Consider the following 13,180-nt stretch of genomic DNA (forward strand, 5'->3'; position numbering starts at 1 on the left):
ACGGAGCTACGAGGCGTAGGTCTCGAACTCGGCGACCCTCGGCGTGCCGTTCGCGCCGGTGATCCTGAAGGTGATCTTCTTCAGCGAGGTCGGGGTGAAGGTGATGGCGCCCGCCCCGCTGCCGGACTTCAGGACGGCCCCGGTGTCGTGGTTGACGAGCTGCCAGGATCCGATGGCGCCCGAGGAGCCTGACGCCTCGCGGATGACGACCCTGCCGACCGTCGTGGCGGAGCCCCACTTGACCGAGATGTCACCGGTCGAGCCGGAAGGCGACCAGTAGGTGCTCATGTCGCCGTCCCGCACGTTGCCGTAGCTCGTCCCGCTTGCCTTGCTGGAGCCGTCGGAGCCGGCTCCGATGCTGAGGTTGGTCCCGCTGGGCGGCGGCGTGGTCGGCGGGTCGGTGGGATCGGTCGGGGGCGTCGTGGGCTCCTGCGGGTCGGAGCAGTTGCCGGGCGACACCAGCATGCCCTTGTTGGCGCCGGCCGTCTGCTGGACGACGTCCGGGACGCAACCGGCCTGGTCGAGGCTGTAGGAGTAGGGGATGCTGACCGAGGTGTTCGACTGCGGGTCGGGGCCGGCGGGGTTGTTCTCGTCGCCGCGGCTCGACCAGGTCACGTTGTCGAAGATGTTGCCGCCGACCTGCCAGTAGCCGGCCTCGTCGGTGTAGAAGGTGCCGAGAACGTCCTTGGAGTCCTCGAAGTAGTTGTTGTCCACCCTGGCGCGGCCCCCGGCCCGGGAGTTGATGCCGGATTCGTGCAGGTCCACGTAGTGGTTGTTGTAGATGTGGGCGATGCCGCCACGCAGCAGGGGGGTGCGGGAGTCGATGTTCTCGTACCGGTTGTGGTGGAAGGTGACGTAGCCGTTCGAGCGGTCGCTCTCGCTGGACCCGATGAGCCCGCCGCGGCCGGAGTTGCGCAGGATGCTGTAGGACAGGGTCACGTACTGGGTGTCGTTCTTCATGTCGAAGAGGCCGTCGAAGCCTTCAGACTCCCCGCCCGAGGCCTCCAGGGTGGCGTGATCGACCCAGACGTTGCGGACGCTGCTCTCCATGCCGATGGCGTCGCCGCCGTTGGACGTGGGCGAGCCCGACTTCTTGACGTTCCGGATGGTCACGTTCTGGATGATGATGTTGCGGGCCTCGCGGATGTGGATGCCCAGCTGGTCGAAGACGGCCCCGTTGCCGACGCCGATGATCGTGACGTTGCTGATCTGCTTGAGCTCGATCACGTCGTCGGCGGTGTTGCAGCTGTCACCCGACACCTTGCTGGTGTTGCCGTGGTTGATGGTGCCCTCCACCTCGATGGTGATCGGGGTGGAGCTGCTGGCCCGGTTGCACAGCGCCGCGTGGATCGCGGTGCCGGTGGTGGCCCGCACCGTCTGCCCGCCCGCACCGCCGGTGGTCCCGCCGTTGCCGGTCGCGTAGCCGGTGGCGCTGCCGGCCGCCGCCGAGGCCTGGGTCACCGGTAAGGTCACACCGACCGCGGCCGCGGTGGCCAGTGCGGCCAGCGCCGCATGGAGTCGCAGCGCGACTGCTCGTCTCATCTCGTACCACCTTCGTCGTCGTGGACGCCCACACCGTAGGAAAGCGCTTTCCGCCTGTCAATGAAGGGTGAAACTTTCACGCCGTACCGGCCCGCCCCGGTCACGGCCGGGCGGGCGGGCGATGGCGAGGACCGGCGCATGGACGCCGATGCCATCGCCGTCAGGAAAGGTGCAGGAAGGTGCAGAAACGTTCGTCGAAATGCTCGCGCGTTCTTGCGGACGCGCCGCCGCCCGTCGTGGGACGCTGTGCCGCATGGCAGATCCGCCACCGGCCGGCGCCGCCGGCGTCCGGTTCACCACGCGCCTGCGGCTGGAGCCGGCCGGCCCCGCTCACGCCTCCGACCTCTGGCTCGTGCACGGCGACGAGGAGGTCTGGCCGTGGTACGGCGCCGGCAGGCCGAGCTTCGAGCAGGCGGAGGAACGGGCGAGGTTCATGGGTGACTCGTGGCGCCTCCACGGTGTGCACAAATGGGTCGCCTACGACCGCGTGAGCGGCCAGGTCGTCGGCCGCGGCGGACTTTCGCGCACGCCGGTCGACGACGACTGGGGTCAGCTCTACGCGTTCCTTCCGGCGGAGCCGTGGGTGCGCGACGCGCACGAGGCCCGCCACCCGTTCGTGGCGCACGCGCACTGGCTCGAGATCGGCTGGGCGCTGCGGCGGGAGTTCTGGGGGCGCGGGTACGCCTCCGAGATCGGCCGCGCCGGGCTGGCGTTCGCGTTCGACGTCCTCGGGGCGCGAGCGGTGGTGTCGTGCACGGCCCGCCACAACGGGCGTTCACGAGCGGTGATGGAGCGCATCGGCATGCGGTACGCGGGCGAGATCCGCACCCGCGGCCCGGTCGAGGGGATGCGCGGAGAGCAGGACGACGCGCCGTACGCGGTGTGCGTGCGGCTACGCGACCCCGGCGCGGCCGGAAACGGATGAGCCGCTGGTAGTGGCGCCTGCGGGGTGCTGCCGCCGGGCGATCGCGCGCGTACGCGACGAGTTGGGCGAGGTCGACACCCAGGATCCGGCGCGGGTCGGCGCCGCGCTGCACGAATGGTTCGCTCGCACGCTGTAAGGAGGCGGCGCGGCGTTGTTTCTGATCGCGACGCCGCGCTGGGCGGTCCCCGATGGTTCGAAGGCCGCGGCGTGGCCTGGCGGCGGCTCGTTTCAGCCGGCCGGCGGCTGGTGCGTGCGCTGATAGTGCCGCCGCGCCTTCATCCGGTTGCCGCACACGGCCATCGAGCACCAGCGTGCCCGGTTGGTCTTGCTGCGATCGAGGAGGAACAGCCTGCACTCGCTGTTGGCGCAGGGCCTCAGCCGCCCGGGCCGGGTCCGCTCCAGCGCGTCCCAGGCCAGGATCACCCTGACGCTCATCGCCCGCCCGGCTGGGACGTCGAGTGACCATTCCACGCCCCGCTCCGACATGGCCGGGCGGTAGGTGGCGCCTTCGAGGAAAGGCCCCAGCGCGCTGCCCGGCAGGTCGCCGCGGAGGATCTCCTGCAACGCGTCCCTGACCTGCCGGACGGCGTCGCGTTCCGGCGATGACCCGTCGCCTCCACGTTGCCGCAGCCAGGTGCGCGCCTCGGCCGGATCGGCGAGGAGGTCCTGGTGGATCCCGTCGACGACCGGAGTGCTGTTGAGCAGGTCCAACAGCACGTCTTCGTCCGTCCATGTCATCGTCTCGAACATTGCCTAACCCCTGATCTGTGCTTGACAGGTTATAGTTGCTTCTGCTTCAGTCTAACCATTCAATCAGATCAAAGGGGTTAGTTATGGCGAACGTCCACCACCGTTACGCGACCGTGCAGGGCCGGCGGCTGTTCTACCGCGAAGCCGGACCCGCGGACGCGCCCGCCATCGTCCTGCTGCACGGCTTCCCGACCAGCTCGTTCATGTTCCGCGAGCTCATCCCGGCGCTGGCCGACCGCTACCACGTCATCGCCCCCGACCACCTGGGGTTCGGGCTGTCCGACGCGCCGCCGGCCGAAGACTTCGACTACACCTTCGACGCGCTCACCGGGCTGACGTCGGGCCTGCTCGACCAGCTCGGCATCTCCCGCTACGCCATCTACGTGCAGGACTACGGCGCTCCGATCGGCTGGCGGCTCGTCCTGGACAACCCGGACGCGATCACGGCGATCATCACCCAGAACGGCAACGCCTACGAAGCCGGTTTCGTCCCCAGCTTCTGGACCACCGTCTGGGACTACCACCGCGAACAGACACCCGAGACCGAAAAGGCCGTCCGGCAGGCGCTCACTCTGGACGCGATCCGCTGGCAGTACCTCACCGGCGTGCCCGACGAGACCCTCGTCAGCCCCGACACCTGGCACCACGACGTCGCCCTGGTCTCCCGCCCCGGCAACGACCGCGTCCAACTGGCCCTGTTCCTGGACTACGCCACCAACCCGCCGCTCTACCCCCGCCTGCACGAAGTCCTGCGCGAACGACGGCCACCGCTGCTGGCCGTCTGGGGCGAGGGGGATGAGATCTTCGGCCCCGACGGCGCCCGCGCCTTCGCCGCCGACGTGCCCGAGGCTGAGATCCACCTCCTCGAAGGCGGCCACTTCCTCCTGGAGAGCGCCCTCGACGAGGTGGCGCGGCTGATCAGGGATTTCCTCGGCCGGAACCTGCGCGCCTGAGACCTGCCGGCAACCCGGCGCCATGCGCTTGATGCGAGCGATGGGACGTGCGACCACCTCGGCATCCGTCGGCCTTCGAGTCACCGATAGCCTGCGTCACATGAACCGCGCATGGGTCCTGCCGACGGTGCTCGCGGTCTGCGGCACGCTGGTGGCGGTCGCCCTGGTGTCCAGGGGTGCTCCCGGCGCGGCCGTCGCGCTGTTGCTGGTGTACGGGCTCCTCGCAGGGCTGCACTCGTCGCTGGCCTTCCCGCGGCCGATCGCCGCGGCGGAGGCAGAACGCCGCAGCGCGGTCGACGGCCGGCCGATCGTCTACTGGAGGCCGGGGTGCAAGTACTGCCTGCGGCTGCGGATCCGGCTGGGCCGCGGCGCCCGCCGGGTGCACTGGGTCGACATCTGGCGTGACCCGACCGGCGCGGCGGCGGTGCGGGCGGCCAACAACGGTGACGAGACCGTGCCGACCGTTGTGGTGGCGGGCCGGGTGCACGTCAACCCCGATCCTGCATGGGTGCGCGGGCAGCTACCCCCACCTGCGTGATCGGTGGCGAGGTCGTCAGCGCGTAGCGGTGTGCCCGAGGCCCCTCACAGAGGGTTGAGGATGTCGGTGGTCCGGAGGAACCCGTCGGTGCCGTACCCCCGTCCGATGGCGCGGCGCGCCAGCCCTTCGGCCGCGCGCATCACGCCCGCGTCGATGCCATGGGACTCCGAGACGTGGACGATATGGGCCATGGACGACACCGCCGACGTGATCGGGTTGATGTCGTCGGAGAACCTGCCGTGGTCGACATCCTCCGCGGCCTGGTCGAACATCGGCGGAAGGATCGTGCCGATGCCCTTGGCGAACGGTGCCAGTTCCCGCGCGGTGACCCCCTCAGCCCTGGCCACCGCCAGCGCATGTGCGTAACCTGCCATCGCGGTCCAGAAGATGTCGAGCAGGGCGATGTCGTACGCGGCCGCCCTGCCGACGTCCTCGCCGAGGTGGGTGTGGGCGCCGCCGAGGGCGTCCAGCGTCGGCCGGTGCTCGCGGTAGAGCTTCTCGGGGCCGCTGTGGAGGAACACCCCGGCGGGCGTGCCGATGGTCGTGGTCGGCGTCATGATCGCACCGTCCAGATACCCGATGCCGTGCTCGGCCGCCCAGGTCGCGGTGTCCCGGGCTCGGTCGGGGGTGTCGGCGGTCAGGTTCACGAGTGCGCGCCCGCGGAGCGCGTCGGTGACCGCGGCACGCCGCACGATGGCGTCCACCGCGTCGTAGTTCACCACGCAGACCACGGTCAGACTGCTCGCACCGACCGCTTCCTCGGGTGATCGAGCGCTGACCGCGCCCCGCTCGACGAGGTCCCGCTGCTTGCCCGGCGTCCGGTTCCAGACCGTGGTCCGTACGCCGGCCTCCAGGAAGGCGCCGGCCAGGGCCCGGCCCATCGGCCCCAGGCCGAGCACGGTGACGGCAGACTGGGCAGTGTTGTGTGAGGTCATGCTGCAACTCCATGGCAATGAGTGAACGGTGACGAAGGGGATGGCGATGACGCGCAGCCGCGCTCAGGACCCGAACGTGTGCGGCGTGACCGCGGCGATCGCGGTCATCGACGGCAAATGGAAAACGGCATTGCTCTGGCTCCTCGAGTCCCGCCCGCACCGCCCCGGCGAGCTCCGCAGGCGGCTGCCGGGACTCACCGAGAAGGTGCTGACTCAGACGCTGAGGGAGATGGAGGCCGACGGGCTGGTCCACCGGGAGGTGTACGACGTACGGCCGCTGAAGACGGTGTACTCGCTGACCTCGTTCGGCCGTGAGCTCTCCGAAGTGCTGGAGCCGCTTTCCGATTGGGGCCATCGTCGCCTGGAACAGCTGGCCGAGCCGTCCCACGCGGTTTCCTGAGACACGGCCGGCCTCCCCGTCCCGTCTGGCTGTCGAGGGCCTTTTCGGCCCGCACGACCAAGCTTCGGCCCGGCCCGCCCCGCTCGACAAGTACCCACAAAAAGGTGGCTATCGCAGCGCTGGCGTTCTTCGTGTTCCCCGATGTGACGCGGTTCGCCGGCGTGCGCCCGCCGGGCGCGCTCCACCAGGCCGTGCACCGCGTGTGGATCCCCCTCGCCGTGCTGGTCGGCTACACCTTCGGGCCGGTCGTGTGGCCGGCGCTCTTCACGGCCGGTCTGGGCTGGCTCACCCGCGTCGCCCTCGATCGCACGCTCGGGCGCGGGCTCGCCTCCTCGTGACGTGAGGGCGGGCCGCTGAACCGCGGTGGCGGACCCGCCACCGGATCCCCGTACGGCGACCGCCCGGTGACGTCCCCCGGGCCTGCCTGCAGCTGCATGCCGTCGGTTCCGTCCCCGGTGGCGTCGATACGGCACGGACCGCCGCTCTTCCCGTGAACTCCAGGCTGGACAACTGTCGTGCCGAACTGTATATCTAGATGCCGTCTCTAGTAATCAACTCTAGAAACAGGGAGCAGTGATGGATCTGGAACGCGCGGCGTGGTCGTACTTCAGCCAGGGAAGGGACGACGACGATGGCAGGGAGATCGCCGTCAAGGAGATGTTGCAGGCCTACTACATGTCCGGCAGGCCACCGTGGGACAGCGGCGTCCCGGCTCCCGAGCTGGTCGACACCGTGGAGGGGCCGGATGCGCTGCCGCCCGGGCGGGCGCTCGACCTGGGCTGCGGCACCGGCACGAACACCGCCTACCTCGCCCGCCACGGCTGGGACGTGGTGGGCGTGGACCTGATCGACCGCGCCATCGAGCAGGCCAGGACCAAGGCCGACGCCGCCGGCCGGCAGGCGAAGCTGCTCTGCGGCGACGTGACCCGGCTGGACGAACTCGCCGTCGGTGACGGGTTCAGCCTGTTCTTCGACCTGAGCTGCTACTGCGGCATTCCCCACCACCGTCGGGACGCCTACGCCGCCGGGATCACCCGTCGTGCCCTGCCAGGAGCGCGGCTGCTGATGTTCGGGTACGGCCCGGAGGGCTTCGACGACGGCTGGAGCGGTGTCACCGCCGATGAGCTGCGTACGCGCTTCACCGGCTGGGACCTGACCGACGTCACGCCCGGCACCAACGCCGTGCCGACATACTGGTTCACCCTGCACCGCCGGTGACCGACCGCGCGGCACCCGGCCTTCGAGCCCGAGAAGTCGCGGCCCTGGGGAAGGACTTCACCCAGGGCCGCACCCTCACCGTGCGAACACCTCGCGAGGACGCTGCACGCCCTCGGCGGCGAGCGTCGGCTTCACCGGAGGGCCACAGGGGCGAGGCCGAGGCCGGCGAGCGCGGCCTGGCCGCGGGCGGCATGGTCGCCGCCGGCGAGCACCAGGGTCCGCGCCGACTGATAGCGGCAGCCGGCGGCATCGAGCGCGTCCGCCGTGGCGAGCAGCCGCTCCTGGTCGCTGTCGAGCAGCGCCTGGGCCCGCTCCACAAGGGCGGTGGCGACCGGGTTGCCGGCCACGACGGTCCGGGCTTCGGTCACGGCGGCGCCGGCGCCGGAGCTCCCGGCGAGCACGGCGGCTTCGGCGCGCAGGGCGACGTACCAGTGGTGCCAGATCCAGGTGACCCACTTCCACACCTGCCTGGGCTCGGGGGCCATCCGCTCCAGCGCCTGCGGCGCCTGCCCGCGGTGCAGCAGCAGGATCGCGTCGAAGACCGCCCCGTAGCCGTAGGTGTGCTCCGGCGGGGTGCCGAGCCGATCCAGGATGTCCTGCCATTCGCGCCGGGCGTCGTGGTCGTCGCGGAGGCCGTGGATCATCGCCACAGCGGCCACCGCCGGGCAGAGGAGCGACACGGTGGGGCTTCCTGCCCGCCGCCACGCCTCGGAGAAGCGGACGCTGCCGGCGAGCACCTCGCCGACGTGGCCTGCCAGCGCGTCGACCATCAGCAGCCGGCACGTGGCGCGGTGACCGACCTCCGCCAGCGAAGGATGGTCGGCCAGCTGGCGTGCCCAACGGCGGGCGCCTGGCACGTCCCCCGCACCCAGGCCGGCCTCGGTGGCTATACCGAGCGCGTCGATCAGCTCGTGGGTGCCGGCCGGCGAGATCGGCAGGGATGACAGGAGGGCGATCCGGCGCCGGGCCGTGGCCGCGGTGGCGAACGTGTCGCCGGCCCAGCTCTGGGCGCCGGTGAGCGCGTCGAGCGCGGCCGACTCGGCGAGCGGGTCGCCGGTCCGGCGGGCGAGCTCGACCGCCCGCTCCGCGCGCGCGACCGTCTCCGGTACGGCGTTGCCGGGCGGGCCCTGGGCGGCGCCGAACGCGTCGGTGAGCACCGCCGCCTCGGCGAGCGCCACCACGGCCTGCGCGGCCGGATCGTCGCCGGCCGACTCCCGCGCCTCGGCCATCAGCGCGAGCGCCTCCTCCCTGGGCGGGAGACGTACGAACGTGGTCGAGAACCGGAACGCGATGGTCGCGGCGCTCGCCAGGTCGGCGGCGGCGCCGGCGGTGTCACCTGCGCTGCGGGCGGCCTGCGCGGCCTCCCGGCGGAGGCGGTACATGTCGTCACCGGCCGTCCGGCAGCCGGCCACGGCCGCGGCCCGCCGGAGCATCGACGCGCCGGCGGCGGGGTCGGTCGCGAGCGCGGCCGCCTGCTCGTAGCGCCGCTGGGACTCGCCGGTCAGGTTACGGGTGAAGGTGAGCTCCGCCAGGCGCCGGGCAAGGTCGTACGCGTCCGTGCGCTGCTCCGGCCGGTCGGCCGCCCACGCCAGGGCCGCGCGGAGGTCGTCGGCCACCAGATCGAACCGGGCCCGCCAGTCCGCACGTACCTCCGCCAGACCGGCGGCCCCGGCCAGGCACCAGCGCAGGTGCCGGGACCGGGTGTCGACCAGCTCGCCGGCCTCGGCGAGCCGCTCCCAGCCGTACTGGCGGATGGTCTCCAACGCCCGGTACTCGGTCCCGCCCGGCGAGGCCGTCACCACCAGCAGGCTCTGCTCGGCGAGCCGGGCCAGTCCTTCGGCGACAATGCCCTCACGGCTCCCGGCCGCCTCCGCGGCACCTTCGCCCATCTTCTCCGCGGCGTCACCGGCCACCTGCGCGGCCGCCGCGGCGGTGAACGGCGCCACGAACACCGACACCCGGCGCAGCAGCGCCCGATCGACTGGCTCCAGCAGGGCGTGGCTCCAGTCCAGCGCCGCCCGCACCGAACGGTGCCGTTCATCGGCGCGGGAACCACCGGTGAGCATGCGGAGCGGGTGGGACAAGGCGGCGGTGATGCCGTCCAGCCCGAGCGCGGGATACCGGGCGGCGGCCAGCTCGATCGCCAGCGCCATGCCATCCAGCCGCTCGCAGATCGAGGCGATCGACTCGCGCAGCAGAGGATCAGGCGGCCGGCCGACCGCCGCGGCCCGCTCCATGAACAACGTGACCGCATCCGACCCGTCATCGGCGGCCAGCGACAGCGGCGGCACCGGATACACCCTTTCGAAGGGCACCATCAGCCGTGCCCGGCTGGTCGCCAGCACCGTCACTCCGGGGCACGCCGCCAGCAGCCGCTCGAGAAGGAGCGCCACCCCGTCCACCACGTGCTCGCAGTTGTCCAGAACCAGCAGCGCATGACGGTCGGCCAGCGTGGCCAGCACGGACTCGGTGATGTCGCTGCCCGGCTGCTCACCGAGGCCGAGCGCCCCGGCGACCGCAGTGGCGATCATGCTCGGATCGGTGACCGGCACCAGGTCGACGAACCACACCCCGTCGGCGTACTCGCCTGCCGTTTCCGCGGCCACCGCCAGCGCCAGACGGGTCTTGCCCACTCCGCCCGGCCCGGCGGCGGTCACCTGGCGGTGGGCACTGATCATCTCGGCCAGCTCGGTCCGCTCGCGCGCCCGCCCGACGAACGACGTCAGCGGGGCCGGCAGCACCGGCGCGGGGTGCGACGGACCGGCGCCGGTCACCTCGGGCGCACGCTGGGCAAGCGCCCGCCGATCCGGCACCTGCAGCTTGCGCAGCAGCGAGGAGACATGAGTCTCCACGGTACGTACCCCGATGAACAGCCGAGCCCCGATCTCGGCGTTGCTGAGGTGCTCCCCGACCAGCGCCAGCACCTCAGCCTCGCGAGGTGAAATATCCGCTCCTGCGACCACTGCCCCATTCTGCCGTAATCACTTCCCTGCTTCAGGCCTCCGCTTTCCGGCTCCGCTCCTGGCTTCGCGTCGGGCTGCGGGTTCGGCTCCGTGCCCGGACCCGCAGCCGGGTCCGTGGTCGGGCCCCTGGTCGGGCCCCGTGGTCGGGTCCGTGGTCGGGTCCGTGGTCGCCACGGATCCGGGCCGGCCGTGTCGGCGGCCATGCTGTTGCACACACCGGAACCGCGACGACAGGAGTGACCATGACCGGCTCTTCCCCCCAGGCAATCAGGACCGTGCTGCACCCGGTGTCCGACCTGGGCAAGGCCACGGCGGTGTACGCGGCCCTGCTCGGTGTGCCTCCGCAGAACGACTCGCCTTACTACGTCGGTTTCGACGCCGGAGGCCAGCACATCGGGCTGGTGCCGGGAGGTGGACCGCAGGGCATGACCTCGCCGGTGGCCTACTGGCACGTGCCGGACATCGAGGCGAAGGTGGCCGAGGTCATCGCCGCGGGGGCCACCGTGAAGGAGGCCGTGCACGAGGTCGGTGGCGGCCGCCTGGTGGCCACCGTCATCGATCCCGATGGCAACGTCCTCGGGCTGATCCAGGACCGGTGAGCAGCGGACCCGCCCCTCCCGGGTCCGCGGCGTAGCGGCCGCCGACACGACGACGAACCCATCGCGCTCAGAGAAACCCACCTCACTCAAAGGACGTGCCATGACCTCCTTCAGATCCGTCACCCTGGAAGTGCCCGACCCCTCGGCCGCGGACGCCTTCTACCAGGCCTTCGGCCTGGGCTCTTATGTGAACGTACGCGCCTCGGATGCGCCGACGACCGGTTTTCGCGGGTTCGCGCTGTCACTCGTGGTGTCCCAGCCGGGAAACGTCGACGCCTTCATCGCCGCCGCCCTCGACGCCGGCGCGACGATGCTGAAGCCGGCCACGAAGGGTTTCTGGGGCTACGGCGGCGTCGTACGCGCCCCCGACGGGACGATCTGCAAGCTGGCGACCTCGAAGAAGAAGGACACCGGCCCCGCCGCGCGGCACATCGACCAGATCGCGCTCCTGCTGGGAGTGGCGGACGTCAAGGCGAGCAAGCGGTTCTACGTCGACCGCGGCCTGGCCGTGGCCAAGAGCTTCGGCGGCAAGTACGTCGAGTTCGACACCCCATCGGCGCCCGTGACGCTGGCCCTCTACCCTCGCCGGGCCCTCGCCAAGGACACCGGCCTCTCGCAGGAGGGCACCGGATCGCACCGGATCGTGATCGGCAGCGACGCCGGGCCCTTCACCGACCCGGACGGCTTCGTCTGGGAGACCACGTCCGCCTGAAACATCCCGGCCCCGAACATCGAGATCCACAAAAGGGGAGATCCGTCATGAGCAGCACCGGCAAGAGCACGTACGAGGGATTCACGGCCGAGGAGCGGGCCGCGATGAAGGAGCACGCCCAAGAGCAGAAGAAGGCGGCGCGCCGCAGCTCACGCGCCGACAAGGCGGCACAGGATCAGCGGGACGTGCTCGCGAAGATCGCCGAGATGTCGGAATCGGACCGGGTCATGGCCGAACGCCTCCATGCCGTCATCACGGCCGGAGCCCCGGCCCTCGCGCCGAAGCTCTGGTATGGGATGCCCGCCTATGCGAGGGACGGCAAAATCGTCTGCCACTTCCAGCCCGCGGCGAAGTTCGGGACACGTCATGCGACGCTCGGATTCAGCGACCTGGCGAACCTGGACGACGGACCCATGTGGGCGGCCGCCTTCGCCCTGACCGAGGTGACGGCCGAGGTGGAGGCGCGGGTCGGAGCGTTGGTGAAGCAGGCGGTGAGCTAGGGGGCGCTGCGGATGCCGGTCGTCCTGCTGATCCAGCCCTTGTAGGCTGCCGCGTCGGTCCACACCCCGGGCCCGACGCAGCGCGCGGCCCGCGTTCCAGTTCGTCGGCGATGTGGCGATCGCCGTGTTCCTGACGTTCTTCGCCGTGGTGGCCACCATCGAGGAGATACCGCCCGACGGGCAGGTCGAGCCGCTGCCCATCCTCGCCGGAGTTCTCACGGGGCTGCCGCTGGCGGTCCGCCGCCGGTGGCCCGTTCCGGTGCTGGCGGTCGTGACCGGCACCAGCATGCTGGCCGTGGCCATGCAGTGGGTGCTACACCATGCGGCCCTCGTGCCCGACCTGCTCCTCGTCTTCGCGATCTACCGAACTGTGGGCCAGTGCTCCGGCGTTCACGCCGGGGGTGAAGGCCCACGCGGGAGTGCCTGCTAGGGCGCGAGCGTGCTCTGACCTGGCAGCGTGTCCGTGGCCTAACCTCAGACGGGTCGTTTCTGCTGCTCGATGTACTGCTTGAGTACGGTGAGTGGTGCGCCGCCAACGCTCCCAGCGAAGTAGGAGCCGGACCAGAAATGACCGCCCCACAGATACCTCTTGACGTGGGGTGCGTATTCCTTGCGCAGCATCCGCGCTGAGACTCCCTTGAGACTGTTCACCAGCTTGGACAGAGCGACCTTGGGCGGATAGTGAACCAGCAGGTGGACGTGGTCGTGTTCGCCGTTGAACTCGCGCAGTTCGACCTCGAAATCGGCGCAGACCTGGCGCATGAGTTCCTCGCAACGGACCAGCATCTCGTCGGTGAACACCCCGCGCCGGTACTTCGTGACGAACACCAAATGAGCGTGGAGAGTGTAAACAACGTGCCGTCCGGTGCGTACATCAGGATTCGGCTTCCATCGCGGTGACATAAACCAAATAATACGATCAGTGTGTGGAGTTGGTGAAGCAGGCGCGGGCACGCATGGCGCGACTCGACCTCAGCGCGGCCCAGGCTGCCGTGGCCGATGGTCAAGCCCATGCCGCTCGCGCCCTGTGGAACCTGCTGCACGAGTACTTCACCTTCCGCCAAGGCCGCTTCGCCTCGCTGAAGGAATGCGACACCGCGATACGCCAAGCCCGCCACGAGATCGACTGGCTGGCTCGACTCCCC

At 70.7% G+C, this 13,180-nt stretch carries 16 protein-coding genes and 1 pseudogene; 12 read left to right on the top strand and 5 right to left on the bottom strand.

The window, feature by feature from the left end:
* Positions 1 to 6: 6 nt before the first annotated feature.
* Positions 7 to 1,542, bottom strand: coding sequence for a pectate lyase family protein (locus ACZ6SA_RS47940; protein WP_347649642.1), 1,536 nt, complete (start codon positions 1,540 to 1,542; stop codon positions 7 to 9).
* A 253-nt stretch (positions 1,543 to 1,795) separates the two neighbouring features.
* On the opposite strand from ACZ6SA_RS47940, the gene ACZ6SA_RS47945 reads away from it, so the two are divergent.
* Both ACZ6SA_RS47945 and ACZ6SA_RS47950 read left to right on the top strand, forming a co-directional pair.
* Entirely contained in the window at positions 1,796 to 2,467 is a 672-nt protein-coding gene (locus tag ACZ6SA_RS47945) for a GNAT family N-acetyltransferase (protein WP_347649641.1), read from the top strand.
* A gap of 10 nt (positions 2,468 to 2,477) precedes the next feature.
* Positions 2,478 to 2,603, top strand: coding sequence for a hypothetical protein (locus ACZ6SA_RS47950; protein WP_465836050.1), 126 nt, complete (start codon positions 2,478 to 2,480; stop codon positions 2,601 to 2,603).
* 92 nt (positions 2,604 to 2,695) lie between these two features.
* Here ACZ6SA_RS47950 and ACZ6SA_RS47955 read toward each other — a convergent pair whose 3' ends face one another.
* Positions 2,696 to 3,205, bottom strand: coding sequence for a CGNR zinc finger domain-containing protein (locus ACZ6SA_RS47955; RefSeq protein ID WP_465836052.1), 510 nt, complete (start codon positions 3,203 to 3,205; stop codon positions 2,696 to 2,698).
* Between the two features lie 95 nt (positions 3,206 to 3,300).
* Between ACZ6SA_RS47955 and ACZ6SA_RS47960 the strand changes: the two genes are divergently transcribed.
* Both ACZ6SA_RS47960 and ACZ6SA_RS47965 read left to right on the top strand, forming a co-directional pair.
* Entirely contained in the window at positions 3,301 to 4,170 is an 870-nt protein-coding gene (locus tag ACZ6SA_RS47960; RefSeq protein WP_443156543.1) for an alpha/beta fold hydrolase, read from the top strand.
* A gap of 100 nt (positions 4,171 to 4,270) precedes the next feature.
* A complete protein-coding gene (locus tag ACZ6SA_RS47965) occupies positions 4,271 to 4,708 on the top strand; it encodes a glutaredoxin domain-containing protein (RefSeq protein WP_465836054.1) in 438 nt (145 codons plus the stop codon).
* Positions 4,709 to 4,752: 44 nt separating this feature from the next.
* Here ACZ6SA_RS47965 and ACZ6SA_RS47970 read toward each other — a convergent pair whose 3' ends face one another.
* The gene (locus ACZ6SA_RS47970; protein ID WP_465836056.1) at positions 4,753 to 5,643 is read right to left on the bottom strand and encodes an NAD(P)-dependent oxidoreductase; all 891 of its coding nucleotides are present in this window, start codon (positions 5,641 to 5,643) and stop codon (positions 4,753 to 4,755) included.
* A 28-nt stretch (positions 5,644 to 5,671) separates the two neighbouring features.
* On the opposite strand from ACZ6SA_RS47970, the gene ACZ6SA_RS47975 reads away from it, so the two are divergent.
* From ACZ6SA_RS47975 to ACZ6SA_RS47985, 3 genes are all read left to right on the top strand, one after another.
* Complete coding sequence (locus ACZ6SA_RS47975) at positions 5,672 to 6,043, top strand: winged helix-turn-helix transcriptional regulator (RefSeq protein ID WP_347649635.1); 372 nt, start codon at positions 5,672 to 5,674, stop codon at positions 6,041 to 6,043.
* Positions 6,044 to 6,147: 104 nt separating this feature from the next.
* On the top strand, positions 6,148 to 6,381 hold the full coding sequence (locus ACZ6SA_RS47980; protein ID WP_465836058.1) for a hypothetical protein: 234 nt from the start codon (positions 6,148 to 6,150) through the stop codon (positions 6,379 to 6,381).
* 238 nt (positions 6,382 to 6,619) lie between these two features.
* Positions 6,620 to 7,261 carry a class I SAM-dependent methyltransferase gene (locus ACZ6SA_RS47985; RefSeq protein ID WP_465836060.1) on the top strand — a complete coding sequence of 214 codons (642 nt, stop codon included), beginning with the start codon at positions 6,620 to 6,622 and terminating at the stop codon, positions 7,259 to 7,261.
* A 131-nt stretch (positions 7,262 to 7,392) separates the two neighbouring features.
* Here the strand turns inward: ACZ6SA_RS47985 and ACZ6SA_RS47990 are convergent, their stop codons facing one another.
* On the bottom strand, positions 7,393 to 10,224 hold the full coding sequence (locus ACZ6SA_RS47990; RefSeq protein WP_465836062.1) for an ATP-binding protein: 2,832 nt from the start codon (positions 10,222 to 10,224) through the stop codon (positions 7,393 to 7,395).
* Positions 10,225 to 10,466: 242 nt separating this feature from the next.
* Between ACZ6SA_RS47990 and ACZ6SA_RS47995 the strand changes: the two genes are divergently transcribed.
* The 4 genes from ACZ6SA_RS47995 to ACZ6SA_RS48010 all read left to right on the top strand — a co-directional run bounded on the left by ACZ6SA_RS47995 (position 10,467) and on the right by ACZ6SA_RS48010 (position 12,465).
* Positions 10,467 to 10,823 (top strand): VOC family protein, encoded by a 357-nt coding sequence (locus tag ACZ6SA_RS47995; protein ID WP_347649631.1) that lies wholly within the window; start codon positions 10,467 to 10,469, stop codon positions 10,821 to 10,823.
* A 100-nt stretch (positions 10,824 to 10,923) separates the two neighbouring features.
* Positions 10,924 to 11,535 carry a glyoxalase gene (locus ACZ6SA_RS48000; protein ID WP_465836064.1) on the top strand — a complete coding sequence of 204 codons (612 nt, stop codon included), beginning with the start codon at positions 10,924 to 10,926 and terminating at the stop codon, positions 11,533 to 11,535.
* A 47-nt stretch (positions 11,536 to 11,582) separates the two neighbouring features.
* On the top strand, positions 11,583 to 12,035 hold the full coding sequence (locus ACZ6SA_RS48005; RefSeq protein ID WP_347649629.1) for an iron chaperone: 453 nt from the start codon (positions 11,583 to 11,585) through the stop codon (positions 12,033 to 12,035).
* Positions 12,036 to 12,081: 46 nt separating this feature from the next.
* The gene (locus tag ACZ6SA_RS48010) at positions 12,082 to 12,465 is read left to right on the top strand and encodes a DUF7134 domain-containing protein (RefSeq protein WP_465836067.1); all 384 of its coding nucleotides are present in this window, start codon (positions 12,082 to 12,084) and stop codon (positions 12,463 to 12,465) included.
* 44 nt (positions 12,466 to 12,509) lie between these two features.
* Here the strand turns inward: ACZ6SA_RS48010 and tnpA are convergent, their stop codons facing one another.
* Positions 12,510 to 12,938 carry an IS200/IS605 family transposase gene (tnpA, locus tag ACZ6SA_RS48015; RefSeq protein ID WP_347649627.1) on the bottom strand — a complete coding sequence of 143 codons (429 nt, stop codon included), beginning with the start codon at positions 12,936 to 12,938 and terminating at the stop codon, positions 12,510 to 12,512.
* Positions 12,939 to 12,961: 23 nt separating this feature from the next.
* On the opposite strand from tnpA, the pseudogene ACZ6SA_RS48020 reads away from it, so the two are divergent.
* Positions 12,962 to 13,180 (top strand): annotated as a pseudogene (locus ACZ6SA_RS48020) (RNA-guided endonuclease TnpB family protein); the annotation flags it as partial.

This window comes from Nonomuraea sp. NPDC049378 (assembly GCF_055586745.1).

What these genes read in the sequence shown, in the direction of transcription:
- ACZ6SA_RS48005 (WP_347649629.1), top strand. Translation starts at nt 11,583, where the DNA reads ATGAGCAGCACCGGCAAGAGCACGTACGAGGGATTCACGGCCGAGGAG.
- ACZ6SA_RS48000 (WP_465836064.1), top strand. Translation starts at nt 10,924, where the DNA reads ATGACCTCCTTCAGATCCGTCACCCTGGAAGTGCCCGACCCCTCGGCC.
- ACZ6SA_RS47985 (WP_465836060.1), top strand. Translation starts at nt 6,620, where the DNA reads ATGGATCTGGAACGCGCGGCGTGGTCGTACTTCAGCCAGGGAAGGGAC.
- ACZ6SA_RS47955 (WP_465836052.1), bottom strand. Translation starts at nt 3,205, where the DNA reads ATGACATGGACGGACGAAGACGTGCTGTTGGACCTGCTCAACAGCACT.
- tnpA (WP_347649627.1), bottom strand. Translation starts at nt 12,938, where the DNA reads ATGTCACCGCGATGGAAGCCGAATCCTGATGTACGCACCGGACGGCAC.
- ACZ6SA_RS47940 (WP_347649642.1), bottom strand. Translation starts at nt 1,542, where the DNA reads ATGAGACGAGCAGTCGCGCTGCGACTCCATGCGGCGCTGGCCGCACTG.
- ACZ6SA_RS47970 (WP_465836056.1), bottom strand. Translation starts at nt 5,643, where the DNA reads ATGACCTCACACAACACTGCCCAGTCTGCCGTCACCGTGCTCGGCCTG.
- ACZ6SA_RS47960 (WP_443156543.1), top strand. Translation starts at nt 3,301, where the DNA reads ATGGCGAACGTCCACCACCGTTACGCGACCGTGCAGGGCCGGCGGCTG.
- ACZ6SA_RS47995 (WP_347649631.1), top strand. Translation starts at nt 10,467, where the DNA reads ATGACCGGCTCTTCCCCCCAGGCAATCAGGACCGTGCTGCACCCGGTG.
- ACZ6SA_RS47945 (WP_347649641.1), top strand. Translation starts at nt 1,796, where the DNA reads ATGGCAGATCCGCCACCGGCCGGCGCCGCCGGCGTCCGGTTCACCACG.
- ACZ6SA_RS47965 (WP_465836054.1), top strand. Translation starts at nt 4,271, where the DNA reads ATGAACCGCGCATGGGTCCTGCCGACGGTGCTCGCGGTCTGCGGCACG.